Below are 19,167 nucleotides of genomic sequence, written 5' to 3'. Positions count from 1 at the left end.
AATTGTTGCAGCCATAAACGATTTCAAATCAGATAATTAATATTCGGATAATGGTAGTGGGTTCTACCACTACCAAATAATTACTAACTATAGAAGAATTTGTGGGCATTATTAATTATACTAACTAACCCATAAAAGAGATAGAGTCATGATACATTTTGATCTTCCCAAAGAAAAGTCTTCCATCATCAAAGTGATAGGCATTGGTGGTGGCGGAAGCAACGCGGTGAACCACATGTTCAACCAGCGTATTGAGGGCGTGAATTTTATCATCTGTAATACAGATGCACAGGCTATCTCCAATAGTCCTGTACCAAATAAAATTCAGCTAGGTCCTCACCTGACTCAGGGTCTGGGTGCCGGTGCCAACCCCCGCATTGGTGAACAGGCCACCGAAGAATCTTTTGAAGAAATCAAAAAGATCTTAGAGGTGAATACCAAGATGGCATTCATCACTGCGGGTATGGGTGGTGGTACCGGAACAGGTGGCGCACCTATCATCGCTAAGATCTGTAAAGAACTGGGTATTCTTACTGTCGGCATCGTTACTACTCCCTTCTCCTACGAAGGAAAAAAGAGAATGCAACAGGCTGATGATGGCGTGAACCGTCTGAAAGAATATGTAGATACACTGCTGATAATTTCTAACGATAAACTGCGCCAGAAATTCGGCGACCTGAAGTTCAAAGCTGCTTTCGAAAAAGCAGATAACGTACTGGCTACCGCTGCCAAATGTATCACAGATGTGATCAACAGCACCGGCCAGATCAACGTTGACTTTGCGGACGTTTGTACAGTAATGCGCAACGGTGGTGTGGCTATACTCGGTGCAGCTACTGCAGAAGGTGAAAACCGCGCACAGAAAGCAATCGAAGAAGCACTGACTTCACCGCTGCTGAACGATAACGACATCCGTGGTGCAAAATGGATCCTGCTGAACATCTCTTCCGCAGAAGGCGAATTTGAGCACACTCTCGATGAAATGGATACCATCCAGGCCTACGTACAAAGCCAGGCAGGTGAAGATTGCGACGTAATCCTCGGTGTCGGCTACGACCAGGACCTGGATCGCAAATTAGGCGTAACCGTTATCGCTACCGGTTTCGAACAAAAACCGATTCAGCAGGTAAAACAGGCCCCACAGGATCCATCTCATAATCAGCCTAGAATCGTAATGGAACTGGGTCGTGAAGGTGATGAAAAAAAGATGAACACCCCTGTTAGCTCCAGCAATAACGCTATGTTCATCGAACCAACCGACCATATGGCACCACGGTTGGTAGAGCCTGTGGTGACACAGCCCGCCACTACCTTTGTTACACCAGAACCTCCTGCCGAAAACGGAAGGTCCAGCTTTGCACTCAACATTGAGCCTGTAGGATCAACAGCGCCTACCAGCTATAACAATGTGAACGTTATACAGCCCAATAATCAGGCAGCTGGCGGATATCCTGCCAGACACATTTTTATTGAGCCTACTACGACCCCACCTCCTGCCGAAACACCAGAGATGAAGATCGTATTCCGTGAGGAAGAACCAAGTGCAGAAATGTCAAATGATATGCAACAACTGCATGCATTTGAAGAACAATTAGAAGAACAGAAACGTAAACAGGCAGAGCGCGTAGCCAAACTGCGTAGCCTCAGCTTCAACGTGAAAGGCATCGATAATAATTCAGAAATTGAAAACGTTCCTGCGTACATTCGTCGAAATATTAATCTCGATAACGGCGCTGGTTCTGCCGAGAATTTCTACTCTAACTATACTATTTCAGATAGTCAGAATAACCAGGCAGAAATCAATACGATCAATACTTTTTTAGATGGGAAAAAACCCGATTGATTTAATTCGAACGTTTGATTGTTTTTTTAGTTGTGTTAAAGAAAGTCCTCTGGTTCTCCGGAGGACTTTTTTATTTGTGTTAACCAGTCATTAACAGTTCTGGGAAAAGGAATTCGGATATTGCAATATGTCCCTGATATAACCTCGATATTCCTAACTATAAAATACCCCACCATGGACTTTAAAGACCAGATCAAGCAACTAGGCGACCGGGTTGCCAAACTCAAAGACCAGATTCAAACAGAAGAAGCTACCAAAAATGCATTTATTATGCCCTTCATCCAATGCCTGGGCTATGATGTATTCAACCCCTTTGAAGTAACCCCCGAATTCATCGCAGACATCGGTATTAAAAAAGGAGAAAAAGTAGATTACGCTATTATGCAGGAAGGAAAACCGACCATGCTGATCGAATGTAAACATTGGTCCGCCGATCTGAATCCACATAATAGCCAGCTATTCCGGTACTTTCACTGCACAAGCGCCCGATTCGGTATCCTTACAAATGGCATTCATTTTAAGTTTTATACAGACCTCGTAGAGACGAATAAAATGGATGAAAAACCATTCTTTGAATTCCTGATAGATGACCTGAAAGACAATCAAACCGAAAAACTCAAGGAATTCCATAAGAACTACTTCGATCTGGATAAAATCATCAATACCGCCAGTGAATTAAAATATACAAATGAGATAAAACATATCATCGCAAGAGAACTGAATGATCCCTCTGATGATTTTACCCGCTTCTTTGCAAAGTCTGTATACCCCTCTATGGTCACCGCCAAAGTACTGGAGCAGTTCAAAGGTTTTGTAAAACGTTCCTATAACCAGTTTATTAATGACACCATTAATGAACGGCTAAAATCAGCGTTGAACAACCAGCAACAACAGGAAGTCAAGGAAGAAGTAACGGAACCTGTTGACCTCGATGAACAAAAAATAGTCACCACCGAAGAAGAAATGGAAGGATTTTATATCGTAAAATCCATACTGCGTCCTAAGATGGAAGGACACAGGGTTTTCTTCAGAGATACACAATCGTACTTCGGTATCCTGATCGATAACAATAACAGGAAACCCGTATGCAGACTACATTTCAACGGAAAGAAAAAGTATCTTTCTCTCTTTGACAAAGAAAACGAAGAAAAGGTAGAGATAAAAAATCTGGATGATCTATACACTTATGAGCAACAGATTCAGGCAGCCGCACTAAAATACAAACAGCAGCAGGCTGAAGAAGCCAGGGCCACCTTATAAAAGTGCACCATTTTCTGCATCCGATCCATCGGCTCCCCCTCCACTCCTTCGTACCTTTGCCCTATGCAAAGATCAATTAACAAAATCAACACGAACCACCCCATCAGTGGTTCATTGTCATCATACCACTTCTATGGTCCACTGCCACTTCCTGATGGCAACACCATCGATCCATTTCTCTTACTCCACCACCATGGCCCCATGACACTGCCTCCTTACAATACAGGCATGCCATTCGGCCCTCACCCCCACCGTGGTTTCGAAACAGTTACCTGGATCGTAAAAGGACACGTGGTACACAAAGACTCTCACGGCTTCCACAGCCGTATCGATGAAGGCGGCATTCAATGGATGACCGCAGCCCGCGGCCTCATTCACAACGAATACGTGGAAGATACCTTCAAAGAATCCGGTGGCGACCTGGAACTTTTACAATTATGGATCAACCTGCCCGCAAAGCAAAAGATGATCCCTCCTAAATACACCGGCTTACAAAAAAGCGATATTCCGGTCATCGAAAACGATAAAGTGAAAGTTGCCATTGCAGGTGGTCAGTGGAATGGTCATAAAGGCGCTTTACAGTCGATTACAGACATTAACGCGTATCTGGTAGATATCAGTGAAGGAGGTAGCACAACCATCCAGGTAGCGAAGGAAAGAAACATTCTTTTCTATGTGCTCCACGGAGAGGTCACTGTCAATGGTCGGAACACCGGCGACAGAAGTATGGTGCTCTTCAATAACGATGGAGATGAAATTACTATCAGCGCCGGCAAAGATGCACTGATCCTCTATTGCGATGGGCTGCCACTGAACGAACCTGTCGCCTGGCACGGCCCGTATGTCATGAACACACAGACGGAAATTATGGAAGCCATGCGCGATGAAAGAATGGGGAAATTCGGATTCTACATCGACTAAAAAGCCGATCGTATTTTAAATAAAGCGGGCCGCTCATGTGAGCGGCCCGCTTTATTTAATGTATAATTCTCTTTAACTGCAGGTTCGTCACCGGCGCGACTACCAGCGGATATTTCTCAATCGTCACATAACTGCTATCCAGACCAAAACCACGCTCCTCAGAAAGACTCACACGTTTCAGCCAGAAATACATCCGCATAATCAAACGCTCGTACAACGGCAGGTCATTATCGTGCGACAGGAACTTCTCCATTACGATGAACTGGAAGTCACCCACCACATTATTCTTGCTCAGCGATTCATAACGACTGGTGATATTCACCTCCTTATTCCTCACCATATCTTCCACCACCATTCTGAACATCAGGTTAATTCGCTGCTCCACCTTAAATCCAAGCCTGAACTCCACCCGGATTACCTCATTCGGAATGATCGTCTGTACTGAATATTCACTCAGGTAAGGCTCATCCACCACATCCACATGCACAAACCAATAAATATCCGCACGTTTAGGTTTCTTATTCAGAATAGAGTAAATGATCTTATGCTCTATCTCCTTCGGGTTATCAGCACTACTCATATATACGAGGTGCGTTGCATACTTCGGTATAGTCGTATCATTGCTCAGCTCCTGGATCACTGCCAGATGATCTTCCAGCCGCACGAACTCAACGTAACGGTTCTTGATCTTGCGGGATTTAAACCACACCAGCATAATCAGGAAGAGCACACCGGCTACAATCACTGTTACATAGCCCCCATGCATAAATTTCACCAGGTTGGCAAACAGGAAGGAGAACTCTATCGTAAAGTAAATAATGAGATATAGCAGGATCAGACTGACGCGTACCCTTCGCGTATATAGATAAAACGCAAAGAGACAGGAAGTCATCAACATACAGATTGTAATAGAAAGACCATAGGCCGCTTCCATCGCCCCCGACTCCTGGAAGATCAGTACGATTGCCACGCAACCAATAAACATCATGGTATTGATACCCGGGATGTATAACTGACCACGCATTTCTGTCGGATAATTGATCTTCAGCTTAGGCCACAGGTTCAATCGCATCGCTTCTGAGATCAGGGTGAATGAACCTGAGATCAATGCCTGGCTCGCAATAATAGATGCCAGTGTAGCGATCAGGATCCCGAATATCACAAACCACTCAGGCATAATGGTAAAGAACGGGTTCTGATCTTTAGGCAACATGGTGCCTTTATGTGTCAGCAACCAGGCGCCCTGACCCAGGTAGTTCAGCAGCAGGCAGGTCTTTACAAATGTCCAGGACACCCTGATATTACCCTTACCACAGTGACCCAGATCGGAATAGAGCGCTTCAGCACCTGTCGTACACAGGAATACAGCACCCAGGATCAGAAAACCACGTGGATAGGTAGTTAATAACTGAATGGCATAGTGCGGGCTGAAAGCCTTGAGTACAGAGAAGTCATCTGCCAGGTGGGAAAGCCCCAGGATACCCAGCATAGAGAACCATACTACCATGATGGGACCAAACAGCTTACCAATAGAGTTGGTACCAAATTGCTGTACCACGAAGAGTAAAGTGATAATGCCAAGTACAATTTTTACAATTGTCCACTGACTAAGATCTTTGAAAACTTCCAGTGTGCGAAGACCTTCAATTGCGGTCGTTACAGTAATAGGTGGGGTAATGATGCCATCTGCCAGTAGCGCAGCGCCGCCAATCATACCAAAAATAACGGCCCATTTGGCGTGTCGCCTTACAAGTGCGTACAAAGAGAAAATCCCGCCTTCACCTTTGTTGTCCGCCTGCAGCGTCAGGATGACGTACTTGATGGTTGTTTGTAAAGTAAGGGTCCAGAAAATACAGGAAATACCGCCAATGACCAGAAGATCGCTAATGTAGTTCGTACCTATAATAGCCTTGAAAACGTATAACGGAGAGGTTCCAATGTCACCGTAAATAATACCTAATGCTACTACTAAACCGGCCAGGCTTACCCTGTTAATGTCTTTTCTCACGAAATAAGTAATTAAATAAGTAAGAGTAGTAATTCTTTTGATGTCGTAACTACCTCCCTTTAGGAGTGTGCATTCAAACAGTTCTGCTACTCAAAAAAGCCATCAAAGTTAGTGCGAATTAAGGAATATAGAAAATTTTTTGTAAGAGTTAACATGGGTGCTTCAGGGGCTAGCAAAGGCGGCTGGTGAGGGTTTAGGCATACAGCGGGGTATCGGCAATAGCAGGGTTTCTTTTACTTACCAGTCATAAAAATTACTTTCACTTCTCCGGCAAATACGATTCCTTTTCCTTTCCCAAAAGAAGCATTTCTTTCATTTCCCCCGACAGCAAAATTGCACATAACACCCGACCTTCCTGTTCAAACGAAGGCTCATTTCGAATATCATTATCCCCTGGCATACCGGGTTCCCTTTCCTTCCCTGCTTTGCGGGCAATAAAAAACCCCGTCTCTACAGAGACGGGGCTGCTATAATTTTCTCAGTGAGATTAGTTAGCTGGAGACAGATCTACAGTACCAGACTCACCAGGAGTGTTTTGCTTGATGAAGCGACCACGGTCGATACCTTGCTTGTCAGCCAGGTAGTCGATCACTGAATCAACACGACGGCTGCTCAGGTCAACACCACCTTTCTTACCCTTAGCACCTGCGTGACCTGTTACCAGGATGTTACAAGTTGGGTTAGTTTTCAGGGTGCTAGCTACAGATGCCAGGATAGCTTCGTTATCGCTGGAAACTTTAGTAGAAGAACCTTTGAATGCTACGCTAGGCAGAACCAGGCTAGCACATTCAGCTTTAGGAGCCATGTTCTTGCAGCACTCTGGATCTGGGCACTTACCAACACCATCAGCATCAACTGGCTGGCAATAAGTAGGCGTGATCAGTTGCTTGTCTTTGTAGTCAGGAACACCATCACCATCAGTATCTTTAGCTACACCGTGAACATCAACTGGAGCACCAGCTGGTGTGTTAGGTTCGCGGTCGAACTGGTCAGTAACGCCATCGCCATCAGCATCAGGCAGAACTGGAGTAGGCAGTTTCATGTGACGAGGAGCGCTCAGCTCATTGTAAGCATAGTTGAGCGGATTAACCCACCACAGTGGCTCAACTCTCTTAGAAGAGTTACCCAGGTTGAAGTTCAGACGTACACTAGTGTAGCTGAATGCATCCTTGTGGTTAGAGTATGGAGAAGAATAACCATCCAGATAATCGTCGAAATACATAGTGTATTTCTCTTCAATACCGATGTTAAATCTCTTAGAAACTCTGAAAGCGATACCAGTACCGAAATCAGCACCATGACGTAACAGCTGGTTGTTATCTTTACGACCGATGTTACCTCTGTTACCCTGTGATGGAGCGTTTGATTCATAATCACCATCATAGATGTTCTTCAGCTGATCCTTGATGTCTTTACGAGGAGCGTTGAAGTTAACACCAGCATAGCTGTAACCATTACCGCTACCATCTACTGCATCAACGTCAACGTCGATGTAACCGAAGGAATAACCACCGAATACATACCAGTTAACTTTTGGCTGTGCCTTGTAGAACAGGATGTTGCTCAGAGAAGCCATCAGGTCCAAAGACAACTGGTGAGTAGCTGTTTTATAGTTAGGTACAATGTAACCACCGTTTAATGCAGCAGTTTTAGCCCATGTAGTAGCTGCATTACCGCCAGCACCCGCTACCGGACGCAGTCTGTAATCCTGACCCTTGTCGAAAGAACCAGTGTACTCAGCTCTTACAGAGAAAGTATGACCCAGTGATTTTCTCAGGGAGATACCACCACCAAAACCTGGTTTAGCTGGAATGGTACCGTTGATTACGTGCAGACCACCGTGGAAACCTAATTCCCACATATCGCGAGGTTTCGCAGGGAAATCATACTGGTGATTAGCGAAATTGTTTTGTTGTGCCTGTCTTGATGCTGGAACTTTGGTTGAATCCAGGGCGTCAAAAACAGGGGTAACTTGTGCATAACCGGAAGACGCCGCTAGGAGACTCATAGCGCCAGCCAGTAATAAGTACTTTTTGCTTGCCATAATTGTTTTCTATTTAAAAACTGTTAAAAATTTACTAATAACCCGTTTTTTTACCCAGCAAAGGTAAAATTCTCAAATGAATATTCAAATTTTTGTTGCAATATTATTTCTATTGATAACTGGTTAACTATTAACACTTAGGCCAAACTAATGTTATGCCATACTTTGTTTAGGTATATAACGAATAAGCATATTTGTTATAACTAAAACAAAGTAATGTTAAAGTTTTGTTACTCCCTTATATACAAATTAGGGGCCAAATTGTTAAAATTTGATATTTTAAGCATAGATTAGCAATCTTTTTCAATCAACCATGGACGAGATTAAAAACCTGATAAGTAAGGAATTAAGGGATTTCGAGAGCAAATTTTCTGATGCAGTAAAGAGCAATGTCGCACTGTTAGACAGGATCATGCATTATATAGTTAAACGAAAAGGGAAACAAATGCGCCCTATGTTCGTACTGCTCTCGGCACGCCTGTTCAGCAACGATATTCAGGAAAGCACCTACCGCGCCGCCGCCCTCGTAGAACTGCTGCATACCGCTACCCTCGTACATGATGATGTTGTGGATGATGCCAATGAGCGCCGTGGATTCTTCTCTATCAACGCACTGTGGAAAAATAAGATCGCCGTGCTCGTAGGAGACTACCTCCTTTCCAAAGGACTCCTGCTCTCCCTGAACAACAACGACTTCAGAGCCCTCCAGATTCTCTCCCAGGCCGTTAAAGAAATGAGCGAAGGAGAACTCCTGCAAATCGAAAAAACACGTAAACTCAATATTAAAGAAGATATCTACTTCGAAATCATTCGCCGTAAAACCGCCTCCCTCCTCGCCGCAGCCTGCGCCGCCGGCGCCTGGAGTACCTCGAATGATGAAGATACTACCGAAAAAATGCGCCTGTTCGGCGAAAAAGTCGGTGTCGCCTTCCAGATCAAAGATGACCTCTTCGATTATGGCAGCGAAAAAATAGGTAAACCAACCGGCATTGATATACGGGAGAAAAAAATGACTCTCCCCCTCATCTATACACTGGAACACGCTACCCCAGATGTAAGAAGAAGGATCATCAACATCGTCAAAAATCATAATACCGATAAAGCCCGCGTAGAAGAAGTCATTACATTGGTGAAAGCTTCCGGCGGCATCGAGTATACACAAAAAAAGATGTTCGAATACCGCGACGAAGCCATGGCTATCCTCCATAGCTTCCCAGATAGCAATATCAGACAGGGACTCGAATCAATGGTCAGATACACAACCGACCGTAATTTCTGATAACAGGGCCTGACCCCATCTGGATCTTTCTATAGCCCACCACATCAATCGCTGCGGTGAGCCCGGGAAAGTAATACGCTTCTCGTGAAAGCTTTCAGATCGAGTCATTACCATAATGATATAGGGACAATATAATTGCTTGTTGGTAAGTTCTTAATGAGAACGGACCATACTTTTTGAAATTTATGCCCTATCTTCCGTTCAAACAAGAATCGCTCATCCTCCTTTAGATTATAGATGCAAAAACGCTGGACAGTCCGATCGTATCAACCAAAACAGGAAGCTTTGCTGCAGGCCTCCCTGCGCATACATCCCCTGTTATGCAGGTTGCTGGTGCAGCGAGGCATGCATACCTATGATGAATCAAGGTTGTTCTTCCGCCCCACACTGGCAGATCTCCATGATCCATGGATCATGAAGGATATGGATAAAGCCGTATCCAGAATTGAACAAGCCTTCTTCAGGCATGAAAAAATTCTCGTATTCGGCGACTACGACGTGGATGGTACCACCGCCGTTGCTACTGTTTTCGATTTTCTACACTCCTTATATAATAATATAGAGTTCTACATCCCTCACCGCTACCGCGAAGGATACGGTATCTCCACTCAAGGCATCGAATACGCCAGAGATAACGACTTTAGCCTCGTCATTGCGCTGGATTGCGGCATCAAAGCCACCGAACAGATCACCTGGGCCGCTGCTCATGGAATAGACTTTATTATATGTGATCACCACCTGCCCGATGCAATACTGCCTCCCGCTGTCGCCATCCTCAATCCAAAACAATACGATTGCCCTTACCCTTACAAAGAACTAAGCGGCTGTGGTATTGGCTATAAGCTCATCACCGCCTTCGCCCAGAAAATAGGACTGCCGGAATCTGCCGCTCACCGCTACCTCGACCTCGTAGCCACCAGCATCGCTGCCGATATCGTACCCATGACCGGCGAAAACCGTGTACTCGCCTTTCATGGACTGAAAAAAGTCAATGAATCTCCCCTGCCCGGTATCCAGGCCCTCATCCAACTCAGCGGACTCAAAGAACAACTCACCATCTCCAACCTCGTCTTCGTGATCGCCCCCCGCGTCAACGCCGCCGGTAGAATGGACGATGCCCGCAAAGCCGTGAACCTGTTCATTGAAAATGATATGGAAAAGGCAATGGAAATCGCTAAAGTGCTGCATGCCGACAACTTCGACCGGAAAGAAATCGATGGCAACATCACCAAAGAAGCAGTCGAACTGATTCAAAACGATACCACACTCCACAATAAAAAATCTACAGTACTCTACAAACCCGACTGGCACAAAGGTGTCGTAGGCATCGTCGCCTCCCGCCTCATCGATAAATATTACTACCGCCCAACTATTATCCTTACCCTCAGTAATGATAAAGTGGCCGGCTCCGCCCGCTCCGTGATCGGGTTTAACGTGTACGAAGCCATCCACCAGTGTAAAGATCTGCTGGAAAACTATGGCGGCCACTTCTATGCCGCAGGTATGACCCTCAAACCTGAAAATGTACCCGCTTTCCAGGAAAGATTTGAAGAGGTCGTTGCCACCACCATCGATCCGGATATGCTGATTCCCGAAATCACCATCGATACCGAAATCACACTGAAAGATATCACACCCGCCTTTTTCAATATCCTCAGGCAGTTCGAACCACTGGGGCCGGACAATCAACGCCCCATCTTCCTCGTCCGAAACGTGGTCGACAGCGGCTATTCACGCCTCATAAAAGATGAACACATTAAATTTTCTGTGAAACAAGGTAAAAATACTACAGCCGTTACTGGTATCGGGTTCTATATGGCCGATAAATTCCCCATTGTCAGCAGCCGCCAACCCTTTGATATGGTATTTACGATTGATGAGAACGAGTGGAATGGCAAGATGAATCTGCAAATGAAAGTAATAGATATCCGCTCTCACTGATTTTTTGCTACTCAAAGCGAGTAATGATCACCACAAATTGCAGGGAATCAAAGTATTCGCTCTGATCCCCTGCAGAAGGAGATTTGATTACGTCTCCTATGATAGGGCTTTCTGTTTTTCCTTTTCTGAATAATAGTATGGGGAAATGATGCCATAGTCCATGGCCAAATTGCATAATTCCTTTTCTTTTTACATATCTCCCATCAACTAAAAATCCCGTCCCACGGGTATTGTGAGACGGGACCAGGAAGTGTGTAATACCTTCAAAACGGTATCACGAATGATTTATTGCTTAGTTACTCTTTTCACCCATTAACTCTACACTCCTTGCAACAAATGCCGTCAGATCTGCACCTGTCAACAGGTTCTGTGACAACAACGCCAGATCTGCCAGGTTGCGGATCTGCTTTTCCTGCAGCTGGTCATTGCCTTCCTTCAATATCTGCTGATAGATCGGGTGGTTCGCATTCACCGTCATATTAATTTCATCAGGCATGTTCGCATACCAGGACATACCACTACCACCTACAGCTGCCATATCTTTCATACGACGCATGAACTCCGGACGTGTTACAATCACTGGCTGTGATTCTGCACTCAAACCTTTCAGTTCTACCTTCACATGCTGCTGAGGGATCTTTTCAAACAGCGCTTTCAGGCGGGTTTCCTGGTCAGCTGTCAGTACATGCGAAGTATTTTCATCCTTGTCTATCAGGTTGTCAGCAATATCCGCATCCACACGGGTGAACTGTACTTTCTCCCAATGTGTTTCCATCTGGTTCAGGAAAGCAGCATCTACCAGGCTATCCAGTTTCACCACTTTATATCCCTTCGCCTTCGCCGCACTGATATAACTATCCTGCTGAACAGGACTGGTCGCATACAGGATCACCTGTTTCTCTTCCTTGTTGGTTTGAATAGCAGCGGTTTCCTGCTTGTATTCATCCAGGGTATAGAATTTACTGCCATCTACATCTTCCAGGATGAGGAACTTGTTGCCTTTCTCACGGAATTTATCATCCGTCATCATGCCATATTTTGCAAACAAACCGATAGACTCCCACTTCTCCTCGAAACTCTTCCGGTCATTTCTGAACATTTCATCCAGCTTATCGGCTACCTTCTTGGTGATATAAGAGCTGATCTTCTTCACATTCGGATCACCCTGCAGATAGCTACGGCTTACGTTCAGCGGAATATCCGGACTGTCAATCACACCATGCAGCAACATCAGGAACTCAGGTACAATATCCTTTACTTCATCTGTCACAAACACCTGGTTAGAATACAGGCTGATCTTGTCTTTCTGAATTTCGTAACTCTTGTTGATCTTAGGGAAGTAGAGGATACCAGTCAGGTTGAATGGATAATCCACATTCAGGTGAATCCAGAACAATGGCGGCTCAGAGAATGGATAGAGTTCCTTGTAGAAGTTCTGGTAATCTTCTGTAGTCAGCTCGCTTGGTTTCTTTGTCCAGGCAGGATGCGTATTGTTGATCTGTGTATCTTCATATTTTACCGGAACAGGCAGGAATTTACAGAACTTCTCGAGGATAGACTTGATCCGGTGCTCATCCAGGAACTCTTCGCTTTCCTCGTTGATGTGCATGATTATATCCGTACCTCTGCCCGCCTCCCGGGTGGTTTCTTCCAGGGTGTATTCAGGACTGCCATCGCATTCCCAACGTACCGCCGGTGCTTCCTTATGAGATTGCGTGATAATTTCCACTACATTACTCACCATGAAGGATGAATAGAAACCCAGACCGAAATGGCCAATGATGTTTGTACCTTCGTTCTGCCCTTTATATTTATTCAGGAACTCTTCCGCACCGGAAAAAGCGACCTGGTTGATGTATTTATCGACTTCTTCAGCTGTCATCCCGATCCCATTGTCGGAAATAGTCAGCGTTTTTTTCTCTTTGTCCAGTTTCACAGTGATGGCCAGCTCACCCAGCTCACCTTTGAATTCACCTACACTAGCCAGCGTTTTCAGTTTTTGTGTTGCGTCAACCGCGTTACTTACAAGTTCGCGGATAAAGATCTCATGATCTGAATAGAGGAATTTCTTAATAATGGGGAAAATGTTCTCTGTCTGAACACGTATTGCTCCTTTCTGCATGGGTATCTGTGTTTTTGGGTTTGTTTTTTCAAAGCGTATGCCAGCGGGTCCATAGCTGACAAACTGTCGGAACTGGCACCAGTCATACAACTATGTATGCCCGATACGGCGTTCAGACCAATCAGAAAGACCGGCCCTCCCACCGCAGGTACCTCCGCCAGTTAACAATTATATCATGCAAATTACAACACAAATGTAGTAGCTTTATTAGCTGGAATATCATGACCCTGAAGCAATTCCAACATAAACCATATTATAAATATTACCCACCCCTAACAAAACCATCTGATTATTACATGAAAAAAACTCTACTCTTATTATTTACTGTCTTCGGTGTACTGCGCTCATCCGCGCAAACCCAACCCACACCTCAGGCACTGCCTTATCAGCAGAACTTTGATGCACTTTCTGCCACATCCACCACCTATCCTGATGGATGGCAGGGCTGGACACTCTCCGGCTCCCCTTCTTCCAACTTTAACACCGCCCCTCCCGCATCAGACAAAGCATTGATTACCGGCACGGCCTCCAGCACAGCAAACGGTGTGTATAATTACAATGGTAAACTGGGTTTCCTTAATAGCGGCAGCGTGGACAACTGCCTCACCCTCGCCCTCAATACTACCGGGCAGGTGAACATCTCATTGACCTACGACGTAATGACGCTGCGCAATCCTTACGATGGCAGTAGCAATACCCGTATTAACGAAGTCATCTTACAATATAGAATCGGTAACAGCGGCAACTTTACCAATATCACCGGTACTGAATACCAGAATGGAACCACCCTCCAGACAACGTCTGGCGTCACCACGCCCCTCGATCCATCCACCAAAACACTGGTACTCCCCGCCGCCTGCGAAAACCAGCCACTGGTACAGCTTCGCTGGGTTAACCGCCAGATCGGAGGCGGTGGTTCCCGCCCCTCTTTCGCGATAGATAATATTGTCGCCGGCAGCGGTGGTGCAGATCATACGCCCCCTGTCATCGATTCACTCACACCCCTCAATCACGAAACGAACGTACCGCCCGCCACTACCCCCAGCATTATTTTCTCCGAAAATATTATTGCAGGTAGCGGACACCTCGTTCTCCACAATACCACCAATGGCACCCAGCAATCCTTTGACATTCCCGGTGCTGCCATCATTATCAAAAACCAGTTGCTCACTGTCAGCACATCCCTTGCTGGTAATAAATCCTACTACATCACCATCGACAGTGGTGCTGTAACAGACAATAGTGGCAACGCTTTCGCAGGTATTCAGGATAGCACGGTCTGGTCTTTCTCGACAGGTGCACAACAACTGGATTTTGATTTCAACAACTGTACTTCCGGTACAGGTCTGGTAGGTGGTTTCACTGCCTACAGCGTAACCGGTGCACAGGTATGGGATTGTACCACTTTTGGCCAAACCCTGAATGGGGCACAGATCAATGGCTATAGCGGTGGCGCAGTGCAAAATGAAGACTGGCTCATCTCACCGGCTTTTGATTTCACCGGCTTCGATTATCCACTCCTCTCCTTCGCCAGCCGTACTGCTTTTACAGGCCCGGCTTTACAATTGCTGATCTCCACCAACTACGATGGCAGCAGTAATCCCAACACTGCCACCTGGACGGCTGTCAATGGAAGATTCCCTGCTATGTCGTCAGATGCATGGAAGACATCTGACAGTATTAACCTCGCTGGCTTTAAACAACCCAACGTATATATCGCTTTCAAATACATCTCCTCTCCTGCACTGAATGCAGCCCGCTGGACACTGGATGATGTTCATATCTATAACAGCCCTGCTGCCCCCTTACCATCAATAGACAAATCTGCTACCAGCCTGGATTTCGACTATGTTAAATCTGGTCAGCAATCAGCGGCCCAATACTTTACATTCAATGCCAGCGACTTTACCGGTGCACTCACGCTTGCTACCAGTACAGGTTTCCAGCTGTCCAAAGACAGCGCTGGTACCTATACCACCTCACTCAACTACCCGGTTGACTCACTGACAGGCGCCGTAAAAGTGTGGGTAAGATTTACCCCTACAACCGCTGATCAGGCCTATACCGGCTCCCTTATTTTCACCAGTGCAGGTCTGAATACTACGCCAGTCAAGCTTTCCGGCACTTCATTACGTTCCCTGAAAGTGGTGAACTGGAACATGGAATGGTTCGGCAGCCCCGTACAAAATCCTGCCAATGACAGCCTGCAACAGGCGAATGCCACCGTTGTACTGAAAAAACTGGATGCCGATATCTATGCACTCGCCGAAGTAGTAGATACTGCCCGCTTCAGAGCTGTTGTCAACCAGATGCCAGGATATAGCTACATCATTGCTGACTTCGGTTCTTATGCCGACAGTATCACAGATGTTGACTATACTTCCGCTCAGAAACTGACCTTCCTCTATAAAACAAGCGTGATCCGCTCTATTCGCTCCTATGGCATACTGAGAAAAGGTGGTAGCTCAAATGCTTACTACAACTGGTCTTCTGGCCGCTTCCCCTTCCTGCTGCAGGCAAGTGCCAACCTGAATGGAGATAGTGCACTGATCAACTTCGTGCTCATTCACAGCAAGGCCAATACCGGTACCTCCGCCGAAAAGATCCAGTCATGGCAGCGCCGCAGAAATGGTAACCTGGAACTGAAAGACTCCCTGGATGCCCAGTATCCAAACAGTAACTTCATTATTCTCGGTGACTTCAACGATGCCCTGAATAAAACCATCACAACTGAGCTGGCACCAGATACAACGACTTCTTACATAGATTTCATGAACGATACCCTGCATTATAAACCACTCACTTTACCACTGAGCCTGGCAGGCGATCAGTCCACCACCGCTTATCCGACCGTAATTGATAATGTGATCGCTTCCGACGAAATGGCCATTGCCTACCTGCCCGGATCCGCTAAGATCCACAAGGAAGTCGCCCAACTCATCAGCAGCTACAGCAGCACCACCAGCGATCACTACCCGGTACAAACCAATTATAACCTACATATACTTGGCAACCCGGTTACTGCCGAAAACTTCAACGCAGCCGTGGACTCAGGCAATGTAAAAGTGACCTGGTCTACAGATTATGAAATCAACACGGACTACTATGTAGTAGAAAAAACCCAGAACCTGCGTAACTATGTAGCAGTGGATACACTGGCTGCACAGGGCAATAAAGATGCATTTACCGCTTATCGCACCACCGACTATCAGCCATGGCTGGGTTTCTCCTGGTACCGCCTGAAAATCGTAAGCAAGGATGGCAGCGTTCGCTATAGTGAAAACGATAAGGTATACGTATCTCTGATAGACCTGATCAAAAAGCTCATCTGGTGCATCATCGGCCATAACCTCCAGATCTGGGTGGATGTAGCAAAACCAGGACCCTGCCAGTTCGAACTGATAGATATGCAGGGACGCAGCCGTTTCAAATCACAACAGTTTGTGAATAAAGGACGGAATACAAAAAGTATTGATGTGAACGGCTTGCCAACCGGCATATATATATTAAGGATACAGAACCTGGATGGTGTAACTACCAGTAAGATATTGGTTACCAAATAATTAAACCCGGCCATCCGGCTAAAAACACACAAAAAACCACTTCTGCCTGTGGCGGAAGTGGTTTTTTGCATTTATTAATAAGAAAGCACTATCTTTGCGATCCAATTTTTTTCTAATCAAATTAAAAACAGGGAAATTATGAACTACGAATTGATGGTGATTTTTACCCCTGTGCTGTCTGAGGAAGACTACAAAGCTGCTCAGAAAAAATTCGCTGACATTATCAAAGAAAATGGTGGTGAATTAACGCACGAAAATCCCTGGGGATTAAAATCACTGGCGTATCCTATCCAGAAGAAAACCACGGGCATGTACCTGGTTCTGGAATATAATGCGCCATCCGACCTCAATGAGAAGCTGAAAATTCAGCTGAATCGCGATGAAAATGTGCTCCGTCACATGATTACTGCACTGGACAAATACGCTGTACAGTACAACAATCGCAAGAGACATGGCGTAAACGCTGATTCTAAAACCGCTGAAGCTTAAAATTATGGCAGTAAAACAAGAAATTAAGTACTTAACGGCCGTAAAAACTGAGAAACGTGCAAAGAAATATTGCCGTTTCAAGAAAATGGGCATCCGGTATGTGGATTACAAAGACGCTGAATTCCTGAAGAAATTCCTGAACGACCAGGGTAAAATGCTCCCTCGTCGTATCACTGGTAACTCCCTGAAGTTCCAGCGCAAGGTAGCTCAGGCAATTAAAAAGGCTCGTCAGATGGCGTTGTTACCTTACGTTACTGACCTTTTAAAGTAAACCGACAAATTACTTATCTCAAGTAAAAGGTCCTTAAAACTAATTAACATGCAAGTAATCTTAATACAAGACGTAGATAATCTGGGTCAGAAAAATGAAGTAGCTAACGTAAGAAACGGTTACGCTAGAAACTTCCTGATCCCACAGAAATTTGCGGTAGAAGCATCTCCTTCTAACATGAAGCAACTGCAGGAGCGCCTGAAAGTGCAGAAAGTAAAAGAAGAGAAAATGCTCGCCGAAATCGCTAAGGTGGTTGAAGTGCTGAAGGCAGGTCCAGTGAAAATTGGTGCTAAAACCGGTACTTCCGGTAAGATCTTCGGTAGCGTTACCGGTGTTCAGATCGCTCGTGCGATTAAAGAACAAAAAGGTTACGAAATCGATCGTCGCCGCATCCACATCCTGGATGATGTAAAAGAATTAGGTACATACAAAGCGAAACTGGACTTCGGTAAAGGCAATGAAGCTGAACTGGAATTCGAAGTGGTAGCTGAGTAAGTTCTACATACTTTATAAAAAGATCCCGGGCCTAAAGCCCGGGATTTTTTTTATACTATACCACATCCATGTATGGCACAATTTTCGTTTATATTTGTTCCATAATATGAAACAGTACCTATCTTTATTAACCGCCGCAGTTATTTATACTGCCTGCCACCCAAGCACTGCGTCAAACAGTACACCTGCTGAAAATGCCGCTACTGCACCGGCCTCCACCAATGAACGACCTATCGATTCATTCCGCATTGCCAACAAAAAATTCCTGGTATACAGCTTAGCAAAATCATCTATCAGTCCGGCAACTGAATTAGATTATGATAGCGTGGAAGGGCCACAATTAGCCAAAGAAGCCGCTAAAGTACAAAGACACGGCGATACCCTCGTCTTCGCCCTGAAGAATGGTAAAACTGCCATACTCGCCAATGACAGGAAACCCGCTATAGACGAAAACTATGCTGTATACTACTATGCCGGTTACCGCGAAGAACTCCGGCAACACCTGGCATTCGGCAGCTATTACGAATCCAGCGATTACCTGCTCATCAATCCTGCTAACGGTCAGCAAACACACCTGTGGGGTATTCCCTACCTCTCACCTGATAAACAATTCGTACTCTGTCCTTCTTTCGACCTCGAAGCAGGATTCAACAATAACGGGTTTGAACTCTACAGTTTCGAAAATGGTAATCTGAAACTACTGGGCGAAACTGACCTGCAAAAATGGGGTCCCGGCCAGATTAAATGGATAGACGCCAATACGCTCGAAGCCGAATACCAGACCATGGATACCGCAATGAATATCCACACGAAACCTGTAAAAATAGTCATGCAATAAAACCACTCCGGGATAATTTTATAAATTTCCTGAAGTATCCACATAAAAAGAGACGGTTACTTTCTTTGAAAAGCCCTCAAAAAGTGAAACGCT

General features: G+C 45.4%; 13 protein-coding genes. 10 read left to right on the top strand and 3 right to left on the bottom strand.

The annotated features are described in order from the left end of the window. The first annotated feature begins 148 nt into the window (after nt 1-148). From ftsZ to ABDW33_RS02325, 3 genes are all read left to right on the top strand, one after another. Nucleotides 149-1,843, top strand: a complete 1,695-nt coding sequence (ftsZ, locus tag ABDW33_RS02335) for a cell division protein FtsZ (RefSeq protein ID WP_343688457.1) — start codon at nt 149-151, stop codon at nt 1,841-1,843. A gap of 174 nt (nt 1,844-2,017) precedes the next feature. Next, nucleotides 2,018-3,103 (top strand): type I restriction endonuclease, encoded by a 1,086-nt coding sequence (locus ABDW33_RS02330; RefSeq protein ID WP_343688456.1) that lies wholly within the window; start codon nt 2,018-2,020, stop codon nt 3,101-3,103. A gap of 63 nt (nt 3,104-3,166) precedes the next feature. Further along, nucleotides 3,167-4,024 carry a pirin family protein gene (locus ABDW33_RS02325; RefSeq protein ID WP_343688455.1) on the top strand — a complete coding sequence of 286 codons (858 nt, stop codon included), beginning with the start codon at nt 3,167-3,169 and terminating at the stop codon, nt 4,022-4,024. Nucleotides 4,025-4,079: 55 nt separating this feature from the next. On the opposite strand, the gene ABDW33_RS02320 is transcribed toward ABDW33_RS02325, so the two are convergent. Then, nucleotides 4,080-6,032, bottom strand: a complete 1,953-nt coding sequence (locus ABDW33_RS02320) for a KUP/HAK/KT family potassium transporter (protein WP_343688454.1) — start codon at nt 6,030-6,032, stop codon at nt 4,080-4,082. 487 nt (nt 6,033-6,519) lie between these two features. Continuing rightward, entirely contained in the window at nt 6,520-8,076 is a 1,557-nt protein-coding gene (locus tag ABDW33_RS02315) for an OmpA family protein (protein ID WP_343688453.1), read from the bottom strand. Nucleotides 8,077-8,389: 313 nt separating this feature from the next. Between ABDW33_RS02315 and ABDW33_RS02310 the strand changes: the two genes are divergently transcribed. Next, nucleotides 8,390-9,355, top strand: coding sequence for a polyprenyl synthetase family protein (locus ABDW33_RS02310; protein WP_343688452.1), 966 nt, complete (start codon nt 8,390-8,392; stop codon nt 9,353-9,355). A gap of 285 nt (nt 9,356-9,640) precedes the next feature. Continuing rightward, entirely contained in the window at nt 9,641-11,296 is a 1,656-nt protein-coding gene (recJ, locus tag ABDW33_RS02305) for a single-stranded-DNA-specific exonuclease RecJ (RefSeq protein WP_343688451.1), read from the top strand. Nucleotides 11,297-11,588: 292 nt separating this feature from the next. On the opposite strand, the gene htpG is transcribed toward recJ, so the two are convergent. Then, a complete protein-coding gene (htpG, locus tag ABDW33_RS02300) occupies nt 11,589-13,418 on the bottom strand; it encodes a molecular chaperone HtpG (protein ID WP_343688450.1) in 1,830 nt (609 codons plus the stop codon). A gap of 296 nt (nt 13,419-13,714) precedes the next feature. Between htpG and ABDW33_RS02295 the strand changes: the two genes are divergently transcribed. The 5 genes from ABDW33_RS02295 to ABDW33_RS02275 all read left to right on the top strand — a co-directional run bounded on the left by ABDW33_RS02295 (nt 13,715) and on the right by ABDW33_RS02275 (nt 19,074). Next, on the top strand, nt 13,715-16,981 hold the full coding sequence (locus ABDW33_RS02295) for an Ig-like domain-containing protein (RefSeq protein ID WP_343688449.1): 3,267 nt from the start codon (nt 13,715-13,717) through the stop codon (nt 16,979-16,981). A gap of 138 nt (nt 16,982-17,119) precedes the next feature. Further along, a complete protein-coding gene (rpsF, locus tag ABDW33_RS02290) occupies nt 17,120-17,470 on the top strand; it encodes a 30S ribosomal protein S6 (protein WP_221223742.1) in 351 nt (116 codons plus the stop codon). Between the two features lie 4 nt (nt 17,471-17,474). Further along, entirely contained in the window at nt 17,475-17,741 is a 267-nt protein-coding gene (rpsR, locus tag ABDW33_RS02285; RefSeq protein WP_146965391.1) for a 30S ribosomal protein S18, read from the top strand. A gap of 48 nt (nt 17,742-17,789) precedes the next feature. After that, nucleotides 17,790-18,236 (top strand): 50S ribosomal protein L9, encoded by a 447-nt coding sequence (gene rplI, locus ABDW33_RS02280; RefSeq protein ID WP_343688448.1) that lies wholly within the window; start codon nt 17,790-17,792, stop codon nt 18,234-18,236. A gap of 106 nt (nt 18,237-18,342) precedes the next feature. After that, the gene (locus tag ABDW33_RS02275) at nt 18,343-19,074 is read left to right on the top strand and encodes a hypothetical protein (RefSeq protein WP_343688447.1); all 732 of its coding nucleotides are present in this window, start codon (nt 18,343-18,345) and stop codon (nt 19,072-19,074) included. The last annotated feature ends 93 nt before the right edge of the window (nt 19,075-19,167 follow it).

The sequence above is a fragment of the Chitinophaga sp. genome (genome assembly GCF_039596155.1).
In the GTDB taxonomy this organism is placed as follows: domain Bacteria; phylum Bacteroidota; class Bacteroidia; order Chitinophagales; family Chitinophagaceae; genus Chitinophaga.
Note: the sequence above shows the minus strand (reverse complement) of the source record. Positions and strands in the feature narration are given on the sequence as shown.